The organism is Citrobacter sp. R4 (genome assembly GCF_026719175.1).
GTDB lineage: Bacteria > Pseudomonadota > Gammaproteobacteria > Enterobacterales > Enterobacteriaceae > Citrobacter_A > Citrobacter_A sedlakii.
The window spans coordinates 1-13,697 of the sequence record NZ_JAPPSU010000020.1 but is presented as its reverse complement, the minus strand read 5'-3'; the positions used below and the strand labels follow the sequence as shown (position 1 = coordinate 13,697).

Below are 13,697 nucleotides of genomic sequence, written 5' to 3'. Positions count from 1 at the left end.
CTTGTAATTTTATTGAGCCGGGGTTGAACAACCGCAGGGCGTTAGTTGCCCGTTATCCATGAGGTGTATATGAAAAAGACCGTAACCACGGCAGTGCTGCTTTGTGCGTTCGCTGCCGGAACTGCTCATGCTGAGGAAAAGGCCGACCCGAACGATCCATGTGCAATGGTGTTATGCCTTGCCGGAAAACTTGACGGAAGTAGTCCGGCAGAATGTGACCCGATGTATAAAAGTTTTATGTCAATCAGGAAAAAGAATAAACATGGTTTTTTACCCGATCACACGGCAGATGCCAGAAAGAAAAAACTAAATGAATGTCCTGCGGCTGATGCAGGTACAGTAAGTAAAATTATTTCAAGCTTTGGCCGATTGAAAAACTTTTAATTCTGTTTGATTTAATTCTGATGTGAATACGCAAGTTTCAGGTTTGAGACTGGAACTTGCGAACATTTTTTACAGGGGTGGGAGGATGAAAATTATTAACGTACCTGATGCAAGAAGTGTGAGAATTGCCGGAATTGAAATTATCGATAGTGTCAAATCGGTCGCTTCTGTTTTTACTGAAATTTTGTTGTTTATGGTCTGGTTTCCGGCAATTGTCTATGGGCTTTATCGTTTTGTTATCGTTTTGTGGGATGCTTCCTTAAAGCCGCAATCGCTCATTGAGTTTATTAATTTCATGGTTGAGTTATACAGCTATGTACTTCCTTCGTTGGCTGTTATCGCAGTGGCTTTAGTCGTCGTTTTATCCATTTTTAAAAGACTCTCAGCAATATGGGAGGGAAGAAAGCAATGAGACATTTTTTTAATGTTCTTTCCTTTGCTGTTGCCCTGTTGCCAGCTACATTGTGTGCTGCTCAGATTCAGGGGAAAGTTATTCGCGTTCTCGATGGAGATACCATCGAAGTTAAAACACTACCCGCGAAAATTGTTGTGTATGAAGTTCCGATTCGAGTCCGATTGATAAATATCGATGCACCGGAAAAAAAACAACCCTTTGGTCGCTGGTCAACCAATCAACTTAAAGCCCTGCTGGCAGGGCAATCAGTTACCGTCTCTTATACGCAAACAGATCGCTACGGGCGAGTCCTGGGACGAGTGGTGACAGCGAACGGCACTGAGGCTAACCGCCAGCAAGTGCTAAAAGGGGCTGCATGGGTTTATGACAGGTACAACACCGATAACTCATTACCGGCTCTGCAACGGGAAGCTCAGACACAGAAGCGCGGCCTGTGGGCTGACAGTAATCCCGTTCCTCCGTGGGAGTGGCGTCATAAACAAAACTGACGCGCTTCGCTTGTCCAACCCCTCCTCTGCCTGAAGAAAATCTTCAGGCAACGTCACGGTTTTTAATATACATGGTGCGCATATGGGTAAATTAACTCTGGTAGAGCAGGCTTTACGGCTCCATAAAGAATATTACGGTGAAGATAATTTTGGTACTGTCGTAAAGGATTGTGATTACTATCCTAAAGTGGCAGAGATTTTTATAAACAGAAAGAATCGTAAAATTTATTCGAATCTTGATATCGAACCCGTTGCTTCAACCGTCGTTCATACGGGAAGTAGCCCTGTTATGGCTAAAGCCGGGAGGATTAAAAAGCTTATGTTTAAAGATGGTTCGGGAGCATACCGGATTCATCTTGGTCAAAATGAAGTGGTTCATATTATTCGCTTCATTCTTAACTCTAAAGTCAGAATGGAGTACGCAGTTGGCACAACCAAAAGTATGTCGATGCTTCATAATCTTTGCGAAGCTGGACGCGCTAAATTAAACCGCTCTTTACCCCGTAAAGGTATCTGGAAAATCGGGTGTTACGACGGCGTTTATTATCACGGTAAGGCAAGGAAGGAAGAAATAGAAAACGCTTTACGTTTTTCTGTTCATCCAAAGTTTAATGAGCTGGAGAATGACTTTAATCAGTTCTTTTCGGATATTGATTTCTACACCCGTTATGGTCAGTCAGGAATGCGAAAAGTGCTTTTTACTGGTCCTCCGGGCACAGGGAAAACGACTATCGCAAAAGCTTTGGGGGCAAAATATCAGGATAAATATGTATTTGTTTATGCTGATGATTACTTTAAAGATGTTTGCTATGCCGCAGCTCAAAAGAAAATACCCGTTATCATAATAGCTGAAGAGGTTGATGAACTTTATCGGGCTGATGCCGGAACGTTAAGTTTTCTTGATGGGGCTGATACACCGCGAAATCTTGCCGGGACATATGTTATTTTTTCAACGAACTATCCTAACCGGATTGATCCGCGCATCAGAAAACGCCCTGGCAGAATTGACAGAATCATATCTGTAGGTGCTTTTCGGACTAAAGCCGCTGCCGCTTGTGCCAAAATGTACTTACCAGACGATATAAATATTGACCTTAAAGAACTTGGCGCGGTGCTGGACAGAACGACTCCTGCTGAAATAAAGGAGATAATAAATATTGCTATTGGCATGATTCGCGGAACAAAAAACGAATTAACAGTAGATGTAATCAAGAATGCGCGTGCCTTTTTGAAAGGAACCCTTGACCTTAGTGTGCAGGAGGCAGAAGAAGACATAGAGGAAAGGGAAGAAATCTTTAAAAAGAATGGTGCGCAGCCTGACTATTCAAGTTACCTTGAGGATTGATTAATGAGACTTTTTATTGCAGAAAAACCGTCTTTAGCAAAGGCTATTTTTGAAGGACTGGGCGGAAATCCCAATACAGAAAAGAAAAACGGCTATTTTGAACACGGTTCTGATGTCGTTACCTGGTGTTATGGTCATATGCTGGAGCTTTACGACCCACAGGATTATGACGACAAATATTCCAACTGGCGTTATAGTGATTTACCCATTAAAGCGGTTTATCCGCCAAAATATAAAATCAAGCCTGAATCAGAAGCACAGACCCGCATTATTTTGTCTCTTATCGATAAAGCCGACAGCATCGTTCATTCAGGCGACCCCGATGATGAAGGATGTTTGCTGGTTGATGAGATTCTGGGTTATGCCGGAAACAAGAAACCCGTCCAGCGACTGCTTGTTGCCGACCTCAACCTTGCGCCAGTGCAAAAATCACTGTCGAATTTACAACCTAACGATAAATTTCGCGGTATGACGTTAAGCGCCCTGGCGCGTTCCCTGTGCGATCAGGGTTTTGGCTATAACATGACGCGGGGATGTACATTAAAAGGCCGTGAGAAGGGCTATGACGGCGTTCTGAACGTTGGCCGGGTACAAAGTGCCGTTCTTGGTCTGGTGAACATGCGCACGCTGGCGAACCAGAATCACACAGAAAGCTTTTATTACGATGTATTCGCCAGTCTGTCGATGAACGGGCATCAGATTAAGGCGAAATATCAGACAACAGACGACGATCAGATAGACGAGAAAAAACGCCTGATCTCCGAAGCTCAGGCCGCGCATATTGCCGGACGTGTTACGGGTAAGGATGCTATTGTTACTATCGCGACGACAAAGCCGGAAAATAGCAAGCCTCCGCTTCCGCTTAACCTTTCCACGCTTCAGCAGCTCTGCGCAAAGCGATTTGGTTATTCTGCAAAAGATACGCTCGATGTGATGCAGGGGCTGTATGAAACTCACAAGCTTCTGACCTATCCACGTTCTGACAATCGCTATCTTTCAGATGAGCATTATTACCAGGCCGGAGATATTGCCACTGCTATAGCGGCCACCGTACCCGAACTGGCGTCTGCGATCGTAGATATGGATAAAGGCCAGAAACACAAAGCCTTTAATGCCAGTAAGATTGAGGCGCACCACGCCATCATCCCGACGACAAAAAGCGGAGCCGGTATTCAGCTTAATGAAAAAGAGCGGAACGTTTATAACCTGGTGTCCGTCTACTTTATCGGGCTGTTCTACCCGGATGCGATCCGCAACAAGACGAAAATCCACTTTGATATTAAGGGGGATACCTTTACGGCCACACAGAGCGTTCTGGTACAAAAGGGCTGGGAAGCGCTGGGTAAGGATAGTGATGACGAGGACGAAACCGAAGATGCCGGAACGGACGGTTTTGACCTTTCATTGCTGAAATTTAATGACAGCGGCCTGTGTGAATCGGCAGACGTGGACAAGAAAAAGACTACACCACCTCGCTATTTCACAGAGTCAACGTTACTGGCCGCCATGACGAGTGCGGCAAAATTCATTGATGATCCGGCTCTCAGAAAGGCGCTGGAAGCGAAAGACGAGGGCAGCAGTGATCGTGGCAGTATCGGAACGGAAGCCACCCGCGCGGGTATTCTTGAGAAACTGGCGGCAAATACCGGGCTTATCTCCATCGAAAAAGAAAAGGGGTATTCGGAGCTGGTATGGAAAACCACAAAACAAGGCCAGGAGTTTTGCGCTGCACTGCCTCCTGAAATCACTAAACCGGATATCTCCGCTCTGTGGGCTGAAAAGCAGTCTCAGATCAAAGCCGGAGAGCTGACAGTTGAGGAGTTTATTAAGGAAAATGATGAGTACGTCCAGGGGTTAATCGACGAGCTGGACAGGAACGGAATTTCGATTTCTTCAAATGCCACGCCCTGCCCGGTTTGTAACAACGGTTTCCTGCGTAAGCGTAAGGGGCAAAATGGCTTTTTCTGGGGATGCTCCTGCTACCCTGAATGCAAGACAACATTCCCGGACAAAGACGGCAAACCGGATATGGAAGCAAAATCCAGATCAGAAGGTTCCATGTCCCGGCTCGAAGCCCCCTGCCCTTCATGCAGTAAAGAAATTATTATCCGGCCTAAAGGCTTTTTCTGTTCCGGGTGCGAGTTTAAAATCTGGTCTGAAGTGTCAGGAAAAAAACTGACACAAAATCAGGTTGAGACATTAATCAAAAAAGGTAAAACCGGAGAGATTAAAGGCTTTACCAGTAATAAAACCGGGAAAAAGTTTGACGCTGCAATTGTTTTGCAGGATAAAACTACGGGTAAACTTGGGTTTCAGTTCAGTAAAAAATAAGGATTAACTCGATGAGTGAAAATGAAACGTTTGACGCAACAAAAAAGCTACTCCTGAATATTCGCTCTGTTCGTGTTTTTGCGCGAGAAACCAGCTTTGAACAACTGCTGGAAATGCAGGAAAAGCTTAACGCCGTGATCGAAGAACGTCGTGAAGAAGCAGAGCGTGAGGCAGCAGAACGCGCAGAGCGCGAAAGAAAGCGCCAGGAACTGCTCCAGTTGATTGCCGGAGAAGGTTTTTCACCGGAAGAACTGCTTGGCCTGTCCGAAGATGCGCAAAAAACACGCAAAAAGACGTTGCCAAAAGCGCCGCCTAAATATCAGTTTGATGAAAACGGCGAAACGAAATACTGGTCTGGTCGTGGCCGGACACCAAAACCAATCGACGAAGCGTTAAAAGCTGGCCGTTCTCTTGATGAGTTTCTCATCAAAAAAGATGCTTCCAGCACTGCTGGTGACGAACAGTAATCTAACAAGCCTCTGACACTGCGTCAGAGGCTTTTTTTTAGCAAAAAGGGCGCGGGGGGTTATGGTGAAGAAATCTTTGGATATCTTCGCGGGGATAAGGGAAGTAGTCTCTGATATCTTTGGTTTCTAACTTACCAGTGCAGTGATACGTCTGAAAATAGATCCACTCTGCTATTGTTTTGTAGATGTGATTTCCCATGTTCGCGCTTTGAGAACCATACTGCATGACTTGTGCATCCAGGTCATTACACATCTCCGGCGGAGTGAGTACATGATATGTCCTGCATAACAGCGGGCGGTAATTGTAGATTGAGCATGTTCCCTTCTCAGACAAAAACGGACATTTTGACTCATGCCCGGTCGTAAGCGGGTTGTCTCTGGCAGTAAGTTTACTTGCTTGTGCAATATGTGTTGCCTCAAGCGCGGTTAAATGAACATCCATTTTACAGCACGAAGAGCACCCCTTTTGACAGGAGGTAAACGTGCTCACAAATTCTTTGTTAAAACGATCCAAAAAGGCGTACATCTGTTTTAACTTGAGGTAAATATTACCGGATTGAGTATTGAGTTTATTTATGAGTGCCTTTAACTCATCGAAATACTTATCAGGTACGGGTTTCAGATTGGTATAGCCGGGTAATGTTTCGCCTGGCTCCAGGTGGATCACTGAGTTAGGTTTGATATCCATTGCTTTTGCTTCCTATATTCTTCTCGCGCTGGTTGTTCATTTGACACTAAAACAAGCGTCATACAATGGCAAGGTGTCAAGCCCAGCAGTAAATCACGCTTGCCAGCAAACCAGTTTCCTGCAGCCGGTTTGGCCGTTGATTTTTGCCAGCAATATTACCCGCTCGATGCCCGCCCTGGGCGTGAAATTGCCAGCAAAAAAGATTGCCGCTATCAAAGGTGTGGTTTATATTATCTGTATCGTACGATACAGATAATGGAGAAGCTTAATAGATGACTGAAAAAATCACTGACGAGGAACTGGTAGATTTGTTGGAGGCGCTCAAAAGAGCACATGGTATGGGCGTTTGTTCAAAGGCGGTTAAGCTGGCACAGCGTTGCGCTGATGTGTTCCCTGCTATTGTTGCAGAGTTACAGGAATATCGGAACGCCGCTAAGCGAACTTCAGCATGACAAGAGCCACGGAACGCGCTTACAGCGAGCTACAACAGGCGTTTGATTTCTATAACCAGCGCCTTTTTGACGGCGAACTCCCTGACTGTCTGATTACGTTCCAGCGCGGCAAGAACACAATGGGCTATTTCAGTTACAGGCGCTTTGTTGCTGCTGACGGCAGCGGCAGGATGATTGATGAAATCGCCCTCAATCCTGAATACTTCCCGGTGTACCCGCTTATTGAAGTCATGCAAACGCTGGTTCATGAGCAGTGCCATATGTGGCAGTACCACTACGGCAACCCGTCGCGTAAGACGTACCACAATGCGCAGTGGGCGGCAAAAATGGAAAGTATCGGACTTATGCCCTCCTCCACCGGGAGACCTGGTGGTGCGAAAGTCGGCCAGAAGATTAATGACTATCCGATCCCTGGTGGCCGCTTCCAGCGCGTCACACTGGAACTGTTCCAGGGGCAATTTGCTTTGAGCTGGTTTGATCGCTTCCCTGTCCAGGTCGAACAACAAAAAGATATGACCGCCGTAATAGAGCAATGGCGCGAAACGCTTGCTCTGGCGCATCAAAATGCTGAGGCCGGGATTGATATAGAAGCGGTGCTTTCTATGGCTCTGCTGCCGTCAGTGTCACCGCAGAACGGGAGCCATTCAGATGATATGGCCGGGAGCAATGACAATGATTTGTCAGTTGCAGCATTTGAGGACAAGCCAAAACGAAATAAAGTTAAATATCAGTGTCGCGGGTGTGGCGCTGCCGTGTGGGGCAAAGCCGGACTGAATATTGAATGCGGCGATTGCGAGCTGGCTTTCATCGAAAATTAATTGCCAGCAAATTTTCCCGGTCACATCTGTTGGCCAGTGTTTTTTGCCAGCAAAGTTTCTTCCCGGGTTCGCGCCGGCAGCGCAAAAATGACAGCAAAAGAGGGGTATCATGGGGCATTACACAATCAGAACGAATGACGACGAAGATCAGGCCATTAAAAAGGCGCAGGAAGCGACCGGACAGGCATCAGCCAGCAAAACCTTTATGACGGCTATCCTTGAGCTTCAGCGTAACAGAGACGAGATGGCGCAGCTACGGCGTGAACTGGCGCAGGAAAAAGCGCGGAGTCAGGAGCTGGTATCATCGGTAAAACAATTCCGTTCCAGCCTGAACAATCTGTTTGATCTGGCTGACAACCCTTAAATAACAAGGAGCGAAACGTGCATACCACAAATGCGATTATCCTGTGCCTGGTGTCATATCCCTGCATCGTTGCATGGGTTATCTATAAAAACAGATTTGTCGATTACTTGTTTTTAACTCTGCTTGCTTGTTTGGGGAGCATTTTTTCAGTCGTATTGTATAAACAGCCCGACTACTCATTGACCATATATCAGGCCGTTGCTGTCGGCTATGCTGCCGTGATCATGCCAACGGTGTTAGTTTTGAGTGTCGTTAATATCTTCATGGGAAAAGCAGAGAGAACGTGCAAATGAATACACTGGCTGCACTGGAAAATACGTTTCGTGATATGAGAAAGCATGGCTGCCAAACAGTCATGGTCACGCAGTCTTTAGCTGATTTTGGCCGCTACAGCTATAAACCGCGCCCTGCATTTCAGGACTGGATCGAACGGCTGAAGACTGGCGAACGTCTGCCGCGAGGCCGTTACTTTGTTGGCAAGAAGCCTGGTGGCCGCCTGGTGCTCATTGATGAATTGGGGGGAACATGGACAGAAAAAGTAACAGTGATTCATACCAACGCTGGATGATAGAGAAGGCTGACAAAAGGGAAAGGACGCAAATCAGTATGTCGTTCGTAAAGATGAAGGACGTACTTTTTAACGTGCTGGCTATCGGTACTGTTTTAGCAGCCCTGGTGGTGATCTTTTATGAAGTGCAAAGCAGCTTATAAATTGATGGCCGTTGACAATGAATGTCATACTACCTGACCGGGCAATGCCGGAAGATTTCTTTCACGGGTGATGGTTTGTGATCCCGGCATTGTTCCGGCGCTCTCTCGTAAATTCTCGCGCCCAATCCCCCTCGCAAAACCTCAGAATTCACGTAACGCACCGCGATTTCGGCAACCATCAACCCTAACGTCCTTATGTTGTTGGGTTTGCCGCAGAACAATTTATTCATTTAAAATAGATTTAAACGAAGCGGGAAACCGCAGACGTAAAAAAACCGACTGGTGAGGTCGGCTTTTTTACGGTTCCGGTGCGAGCTGGTAACTCAGCCCGGAAGGGAAACTCTCTACAACTGACAATAGTATGATAATCCGTGAAGCCTGATTATGCAATATGACGGGCAGTGACTGTGCGTTAACGGTTTGCCTGAACGTTAGATAAACGTATAATCAGAGGGTTAGCTCTGTGGTGAGTCTCTCCCTGCATTCCGCTAAATGCGGCATGAACAGGTTCAAAGTCCTGACAGGTAATACAGGTGGTGCTGGTTATCTGTGCTCTGGCAGGAGTGAGACTCTCTACAACTGACAAGACGAAGAGAAGCCGTGGTGACAGGCAGTGTAAGAGCAAGCCACGGTGTCTTTACTCCATTTATGGAGAAAACGGATGATTAACCTGTTAATCATCGTTCTGAGGGCGGTAGCGGCGCTTGCAAACGCGCTGATTGCCATTCTGGAACTGATCCGCCAGTTCATCGACTAATGAACACGGAAACGTAATTAAGGCCGGAGGAACACCACCTCCGGCCTTTAATAAAAATATAGTTTAGTTACAACATTCACTAGTCTGTACTAACCACCACACACCTGACCTTCTGCGCACAAGTTACCTTTAATCACTCCTAAACAGGCATTTCATGAAACTCCCCTGTTCTTGCATCGGTAACAGGGGTCTGACGCTCAGTGGAACGAAAACTCACGTTAAGCAACGTTTTCTGCCTCTGACGCCTCTTTTAATGGTCTCAGATGTCCTTTGGTCACCAGTTCTGCCAGCGTGAAGGAATAATGGCCGAGCATATTGATATGTCCGTGGCAAAGCGGGGAGAGGCGTGCGATATCTTCATCATTCAGTGTTTCACCCTGCGCCCGGAGATGATCCAGGGCTGCCTGCATATAAATAGTGTTCCATAACACGACGGCGTTAGTGACCAGCCCCAGTGTGCCCAGTTGATCTTCCTGACCGTCGGTATATCGTTTTCTTATCTCACCTTTTTGACCGTGACAGATGGCTCTGGCAACGGCATGGCGACTTTCTCCCCGATTAAGCTGGGTCAGAATGCGCCGGCGGTAATCTTCATCATCAATATAATTAAGCAGATACAGCGTTTTGTTGATGCGCCCCACTTCAATGATTGCCTGAGTCAGTCCGGAAGGACGTTCACTTTTCAGCAATGAACGGACCAGCACTGAAACCTGTACTTTGCCCAGCTTCAGGGAGCCAGCGGTCCGGATCATTTCGTCCCACTGAGGGGTTCTAGGGATTTTCCGTCCAAAAACGACAAAGTGCTCTGGAGGCCCCGCCGTCTGTGGCCTCCAGAGGGGTATTACTTTTTTCGAGATCCCTATTTGGGCTCTGTTTGAGTAAGATTTAGTCTTTTTGGGCTAAATCCATGGCATTCGAAGAACGTGTCCAAATCTTGTCCGAGGCAGAACAAGATGAGTTATATGGACCCCCCGCTTTCACCTCCGCCGACCAACGCTTCTTTTTCTCGCTGAACGATAAGGAACTGGCGATCGCTAAAAGCCTCCGTCATCGGGGCCAGCGTTACATGCTGGTGGTACTGCTGGGCTATTTCAAAGCCAAGCCGGTGGTGCTGAATCCCGGCTTTCATCAGATCAAGCAGGACCTCAAATACGTTTATCAAACCGTTCTACCAGGCCCAGGCTGTAGACCCTTTAATCTCACGCCAAAAGAGAACGAACGGATTTACCAACGTGTTTTCCAGCTCTGCAACTACCAGCGCTGGAATGTCAAAGACCATGGAGCGGCGTTGAGAGATTACTTATCCCAGCAAGCCAGAGCCTGGACAGCGCCTAGGCACCTCTTCGATGCGGCCAATGAATATTGTTCGGGGCAGAAGATCGCAATCCCTGCCTACAGCACGCTGCAAAAGATCATCAGTCAGGTGGTGGGAGACGAACAGGAACACATGGCCGCGCACCTTGAGCGTGCAATGTCACGCGGTCTTAAGCAAGCACTGGCGGAGCTCGTGAACGGCACAGGTCCACTGCCGTTCCGACAGTTGCGACAATCGGCTCGTAACTTCACCGGAACCGAGTTGGAGAAAGAACTGATTGTCTATCGCCATATCCAGCATTGGATGCCGGAAGTGGATCTGCTGTTGAGCACGCTATCACTGTCGCAGAAAAATCTGCAACACCTGGCAGAGAAAGTCGACTACTACGGTGCCAAACTGAAACGTCAAACCGTAGGCAGCCAATGGCTGTATTTATTGTGCTATCTTCAAACGCGATGGCAGCAAGCGCTGGAACGTATTGCCGATGGCTTTGTGCATCATGTCAGACAGACCAAACAGAAGGCAAAGGATTATGCGCAGGAAGCGGTGTTTAAGGATTGGCAAAAAGCAGCTAAAAATGTCAGCAAGGCAGCTGAAGTACTGCACCTGTTCATTGATGACAGCATTGATCTGCAACTACCGTTTGCAACAGTAAGACAGCAAGCACTGAGCCTGCTGACCAAAAGGGATCTGGAATCTGTATGTCTCTTCCTGAACGAGCAGCGACGATCGGTCGATGAAGCCATGTGGCAGTACTGCGACGAGAAAGAAAGTCTGCGGAAAGGTTTGCTGCGAGAGTTGTTCCTATGTCTGCGCTTCGAAGGCTGCGACGGCACCCAGCACTTAGCGGCCGCCTTGGCGAAAACACAAAACGAACTCAACGGCCAGGACGCTCAGTTGCAAACTGCCGACACCAGACTCCTTTCCAAAAAATCACGTGAATTCCTGCTGGATGGTGAAGGGAATATCCTGATCGATCGTTATGAGTGGTTCCTCTATCAACAGATTCCTGATCGCCTGAATGGCCAGCTGACGCTGCCTGATATCACTAAATACCGGGCACTCGACGCCGACCTGATCGACGGGGAACATTGGCGAAAAAACAAATATACGCTGCTTCAACAGAGCCATTTTACAAAATTAGCGGAGGAGCCTGAAAAGCTGATCAAACAGATGGCCATGGAATTGGATACCCGTTTGTACGAAGTCGGCGAATATCTTGAACAGGAAGACAACCGGAATATCATCTTGCGTAATCCGCAGGGTAAACGCTTCTGGCGCCTGCCTTCGGCCAGCAAACATCATCTGGTCAACAATCCCTTCTTCCAGCAAATTCCCACAACGGGGATTGCGGATGTACTGCGCATGGTTGATCGTGACACCGGTTTCATTGACTGCTTCGCTCATGTGCTGGGTTCCCAATCCAGAAGCCGTTCCCATGAATATGACCTGTTGGCAATTCTGGTCGGCAATGCAACCAATCAAGGCATTTACGGCATGGCACAGATCTCTGATCGTACCTATGATCAGCTCAGCACTATCCAGGCGAACTATCTTCGCCTGGAAACATTGAATGCTGCTAACGACAACATCAATAACGCGACAGCCAAGCTACCCATCTTCCGGTACTACAACATCCAGGAAGATGTGATCCACGCCAGTGCCGATGGTCAAAAGTTCGAAGCCCGGCGCGAGACCTTCAAAACCCGTTATTCGTCGAAGTACTTTGGCACTCAAAAAGGTGTTTCTGCCATGACCTTGATCGCCAATCACGCTGCGATCAACGCCAGAGTGATCGGCGCCAACGAACATGAATCGCACTACATCTTTGATTTGTTGATGAGCAATACGTCAGACATCATTCCGGATGTGCTCTCAACCGATACCCATGGGGTGAACCATGTGAACTTCGCGTTACTGGATCTGTTCGGATACCAGTTTGCCCCACGCTATGCCCAGGTTGGCAAAGTGATCAATGACATGTTTGATGTCAAGGAAGACAAAGAACACCGAATTCAGCTGTGCTTAAAAAAGCCAATCAATACCCATCGTATTGCGCAGCACTGGGATACCATCCAACGGATTGCAGTATCACTTAAGCAGCGGAAAACAACGCAAGCCACCTTGGTGAGAAAGCTCTCGGAGTACAAGCGCAATCACCCGCTGCTGGAAGCCCTGACGGAATACAATCGCCTGGTGAAAGCGAATTATCTACTGTGCTACATCGATGATGCCAGTTTAAGAAACTATGTTCAGCGCGCGCTGAACCGGGGAGAGGCCTATCACCAACTGCGTCGGGCCGTGAGCAGCGTCAATGGGGATCAGTTCCGGGGCAGTTCAGACGAAGAAATCCAGCTATGGAATGAGTGCGCTCGCCTGGTCACCAATGCCATCGTTTACTTCAACTCCAGGATACTCAGCCAGCTGTTGACCAGCTTCGAATACCAAGGAGATACCAAGAGAATAGATATCGTCAAACAGGCATCCCCTGTGGCCTGGCACAACATTAACCTCAAGGGGACTTACCACTTCGAATTGAGCGAAAAATTGCCAGATCTGGAGGAGCTTATGCGCTCAATCGAGGGATATTTACCCGTCAGCGAAAAGTAATACCCCTCTGGAGGCCACGGACGGCGCGGCCTCCAGAGCACTTTGTCGTTTTTGGACGGAAAATCCCTAGAACCCCATTATCTAAAAATACTTAATTGTCTTTTAACGTCGCTAAATTTTAAATAAATAAGTGAAGAGTGTTAGTGGAGCCACTGATTTAAAGTTGGCAGAGTAAAACTTGAAGTGCGACATAAACCACCTAATTAATTTAAAGGGTTTATGGAGTATATAAAATTGTCATACCATCATCTTAACTTTGAAGATCGTACTGCATTAATGCTTGAGTCAAGAAAAGAAGGCTTTTCAGCCAGAAAATTTGCTGAACTCATTAAAAGACATCCTAGTACGATCTATCGTGAGCTTAAAAGAAATAGCATCAATGACGTTTATCAAGCTCGATATGCTTCTGATAACACCTTCGCTAGGGAAGGTGCGAATAAGCGGGGAAATTCTTCTCGGCTGACTCAGTCATTTCATTTCTTCATGTTTGAGCCGATTTTTTCTCCCGTAAATGCCTTGAATCAGCCTATTTAGACCGTTTCTTCGCCATTT

15 protein-coding genes and 2 pseudogenes are annotated in these 13,697 nt (G+C 47.2%); 15 read left to right on the top strand and 2 right to left on the bottom strand.

All coding sequences use genetic code 11. The annotated features are described in order from the left end of the window. Window positions 1-69: 69 nt before the first annotated feature. From OOJ60_RS23130 to OOJ60_RS23105, 6 genes are all read left to right on the top strand, one after another. Window positions 70-384: a TrbM/KikA/MpfK family conjugal transfer protein gene (locus OOJ60_RS23130; RefSeq protein WP_000754496.1), complete on the top strand. Its 315-nt coding sequence runs from the start codon at window positions 70-72 to the stop codon at window positions 382-384. Between the two features lie 85 nt (window positions 385-469). Continuing rightward, entirely contained in the window at window positions 470-796 is a 327-nt protein-coding gene (locus OOJ60_RS23125; protein ID WP_004208538.1) for a hypothetical protein, read from the top strand. Then, window positions 793-1,287: a thermonuclease family protein gene (locus tag OOJ60_RS23120; RefSeq protein WP_001215543.1), complete on the top strand. Its 495-nt coding sequence runs from the start codon at window positions 793-795 to the stop codon at window positions 1,285-1,287. Before OOJ60_RS23125 ends, OOJ60_RS23120 begins: the two co-directional genes overlap by 4 nt. Window positions 1,288-1,369: 82 nt before the next feature. Beyond that, a complete protein-coding gene (locus OOJ60_RS23115) occupies window positions 1,370-2,632 on the top strand; it encodes an AAA family ATPase (protein ID WP_000517490.1) in 1,263 nt (420 codons plus the stop codon). A gap of 3 nt (window positions 2,633-2,635) precedes the next feature. Continuing rightward, complete coding sequence (topB, locus tag OOJ60_RS23110) at window positions 2,636-4,963, top strand: type IA DNA topoisomerase (protein WP_004199098.1); 2,328 nt, start codon at window positions 2,636-2,638, stop codon at window positions 4,961-4,963. 11 nt (window positions 4,964-4,974) lie between these two features. Then, window positions 4,975-5,430: an H-NS histone family protein gene (locus OOJ60_RS23105; RefSeq protein WP_001293458.1), complete on the top strand. Its 456-nt coding sequence runs from the start codon at window positions 4,975-4,977 to the stop codon at window positions 5,428-5,430. Between the two features lie 37 nt (window positions 5,431-5,467). On the opposite strand, the gene OOJ60_RS23100 is transcribed toward OOJ60_RS23105, so the two are convergent. Next, on the bottom strand, window positions 5,468-6,118 hold the full coding sequence (locus OOJ60_RS23100; protein WP_000351937.1) for a YkgJ family cysteine cluster protein: 651 nt from the start codon (window positions 6,116-6,118) through the stop codon (window positions 5,468-5,470). Between OOJ60_RS23100 and OOJ60_RS23095 the strand changes: the two genes are divergently transcribed. The 7 genes from OOJ60_RS23095 (at window position 6,108) to dqlB (ending at window position 9,220) form a co-directional block, all read left to right on the top strand. Beyond that, window positions 6,108-6,374, top strand: a complete 267-nt coding sequence (locus OOJ60_RS23095) for a hypothetical protein (RefSeq protein WP_032072053.1) — start codon at window positions 6,108-6,110, stop codon at window positions 6,372-6,374. The two genes, OOJ60_RS23100 and OOJ60_RS23095, sit on opposite strands and share 11 nt — an antisense overlap. Window positions 6,375-6,390: 16 nt before the next feature. Beyond that, the gene (locus OOJ60_RS23090; RefSeq protein WP_023408316.1) at window positions 6,391-6,570 is read left to right on the top strand and encodes a hypothetical protein; all 180 of its coding nucleotides are present in this window, start codon (window positions 6,391-6,393) and stop codon (window positions 6,568-6,570) included. Then, the gene (locus OOJ60_RS23085) at window positions 6,567-7,388 is read left to right on the top strand and encodes a SprT-like domain-containing protein (RefSeq protein WP_000196235.1); all 822 of its coding nucleotides are present in this window, start codon (window positions 6,567-6,569) and stop codon (window positions 7,386-7,388) included. Before OOJ60_RS23090 ends, OOJ60_RS23085 begins: the two co-directional genes overlap by 4 nt. A 109-nt stretch (window positions 7,389-7,497) precedes the next feature. Continuing rightward, complete coding sequence (locus OOJ60_RS23080) at window positions 7,498-7,752, top strand: hypothetical protein (protein WP_000510385.1); 255 nt, start codon at window positions 7,498-7,500, stop codon at window positions 7,750-7,752. Window positions 7,753-7,769: 17 nt separating this feature from the next. Further along, window positions 7,770-8,045 (top strand): hypothetical protein, encoded by a 276-nt coding sequence (locus OOJ60_RS23075; RefSeq protein ID WP_000557557.1) that lies wholly within the window; start codon window positions 7,770-7,772, stop codon window positions 8,043-8,045. Beyond that, window positions 8,042-8,320 carry a hypothetical protein gene (locus OOJ60_RS23070; RefSeq protein ID WP_001093608.1) on the top strand — a complete coding sequence of 93 codons (279 nt, stop codon included), beginning with the start codon at window positions 8,042-8,044 and terminating at the stop codon, window positions 8,318-8,320. Before OOJ60_RS23075 ends, OOJ60_RS23070 begins: the two co-directional genes overlap by 4 nt. Before the next feature lie 804 nt (window positions 8,321-9,124). Further along, complete coding sequence (gene dqlB / locus OOJ60_RS24780; RefSeq protein WP_000609145.1) at window positions 9,125-9,220, top strand: DinQ-like type I toxin DqlB; 96 nt, start codon at window positions 9,125-9,127, stop codon at window positions 9,218-9,220. 251 nt (window positions 9,221-9,471) lie between these two features. Here the strand turns inward: dqlB and OOJ60_RS23065 are convergent. Beyond that, window positions 9,472-9,984 (bottom strand): annotated as a pseudogene (locus OOJ60_RS23065) (Tn3 family transposase); the annotation flags it as partial. 143 nt (window positions 9,985-10,127) lie between these two features. Here OOJ60_RS23065 and OOJ60_RS23060 point away from each other — a divergent pair. Further along, window positions 10,128-13,145 (top strand): Tn3-like element IS3000 family transposase, encoded by a 3,018-nt coding sequence (locus tag OOJ60_RS23060; RefSeq protein WP_004199413.1) that lies wholly within the window; start codon window positions 10,128-10,130, stop codon window positions 13,143-13,145. 219 nt (window positions 13,146-13,364) lie between these two features. Further along, window positions 13,365-13,589 (top strand): annotated as a pseudogene (locus tag OOJ60_RS23055) (helix-turn-helix domain-containing protein); the annotation flags it as partial. Window positions 13,590-13,697 lie beyond the last annotated feature (108 nt).

Bases quoted from the DNA above. Each gene is read 5' to 3' on its own strand.
- OOJ60_RS23125 (WP_004208538.1), top strand. From the start codon at position 470: ATGAAAATTATTAACGTACCTGATGCAAGAAGTGTGAGAATTGCCGGA.
- OOJ60_RS23120 (WP_001215543.1), top strand. From the start codon at position 793: ATGAGACATTTTTTTAATGTTCTTTCCTTTGCTGTTGCCCTGTTGCCA.
- OOJ60_RS23105 (WP_001293458.1), top strand. From the start codon at position 4,975: ATGAGTGAAAATGAAACGTTTGACGCAACAAAAAAGCTACTCCTGAAT.
- topB (WP_004199098.1), top strand. From the start codon at position 2,636: ATGAGACTTTTTATTGCAGAAAAACCGTCTTTAGCAAAGGCTATTTTT.
- OOJ60_RS23060 (WP_004199413.1), top strand. From the start codon at position 10,128: ATGGCATTCGAAGAACGTGTCCAAATCTTGTCCGAGGCAGAACAAGAT.
- OOJ60_RS23090 (WP_023408316.1), top strand. From the start codon at position 6,391: ATGACTGAAAAAATCACTGACGAGGAACTGGTAGATTTGTTGGAGGCG.
- OOJ60_RS23070 (WP_001093608.1), top strand. From the start codon at position 8,042: ATGAATACACTGGCTGCACTGGAAAATACGTTTCGTGATATGAGAAAG.
- OOJ60_RS23085 (WP_000196235.1), top strand. From the start codon at position 6,567: ATGACAAGAGCCACGGAACGCGCTTACAGCGAGCTACAACAGGCGTTT.
- OOJ60_RS23115 (WP_000517490.1), top strand. From the start codon at position 1,370: ATGGGTAAATTAACTCTGGTAGAGCAGGCTTTACGGCTCCATAAAGAA.
- dqlB (WP_000609145.1), top strand. From the start codon at position 9,125: ATGATTAACCTGTTAATCATCGTTCTGAGGGCGGTAGCGGCGCTTGCA.
- OOJ60_RS23080 (WP_000510385.1), top strand. From the start codon at position 7,498: ATGGGGCATTACACAATCAGAACGAATGACGACGAAGATCAGGCCATT.
- OOJ60_RS23100 (WP_000351937.1), bottom strand. From the start codon at position 6,118: ATGGATATCAAACCTAACTCAGTGATCCACCTGGAGCCAGGCGAAACA.
- OOJ60_RS23130 (WP_000754496.1), top strand. From the start codon at position 70: ATGAAAAAGACCGTAACCACGGCAGTGCTGCTTTGTGCGTTCGCTGCC.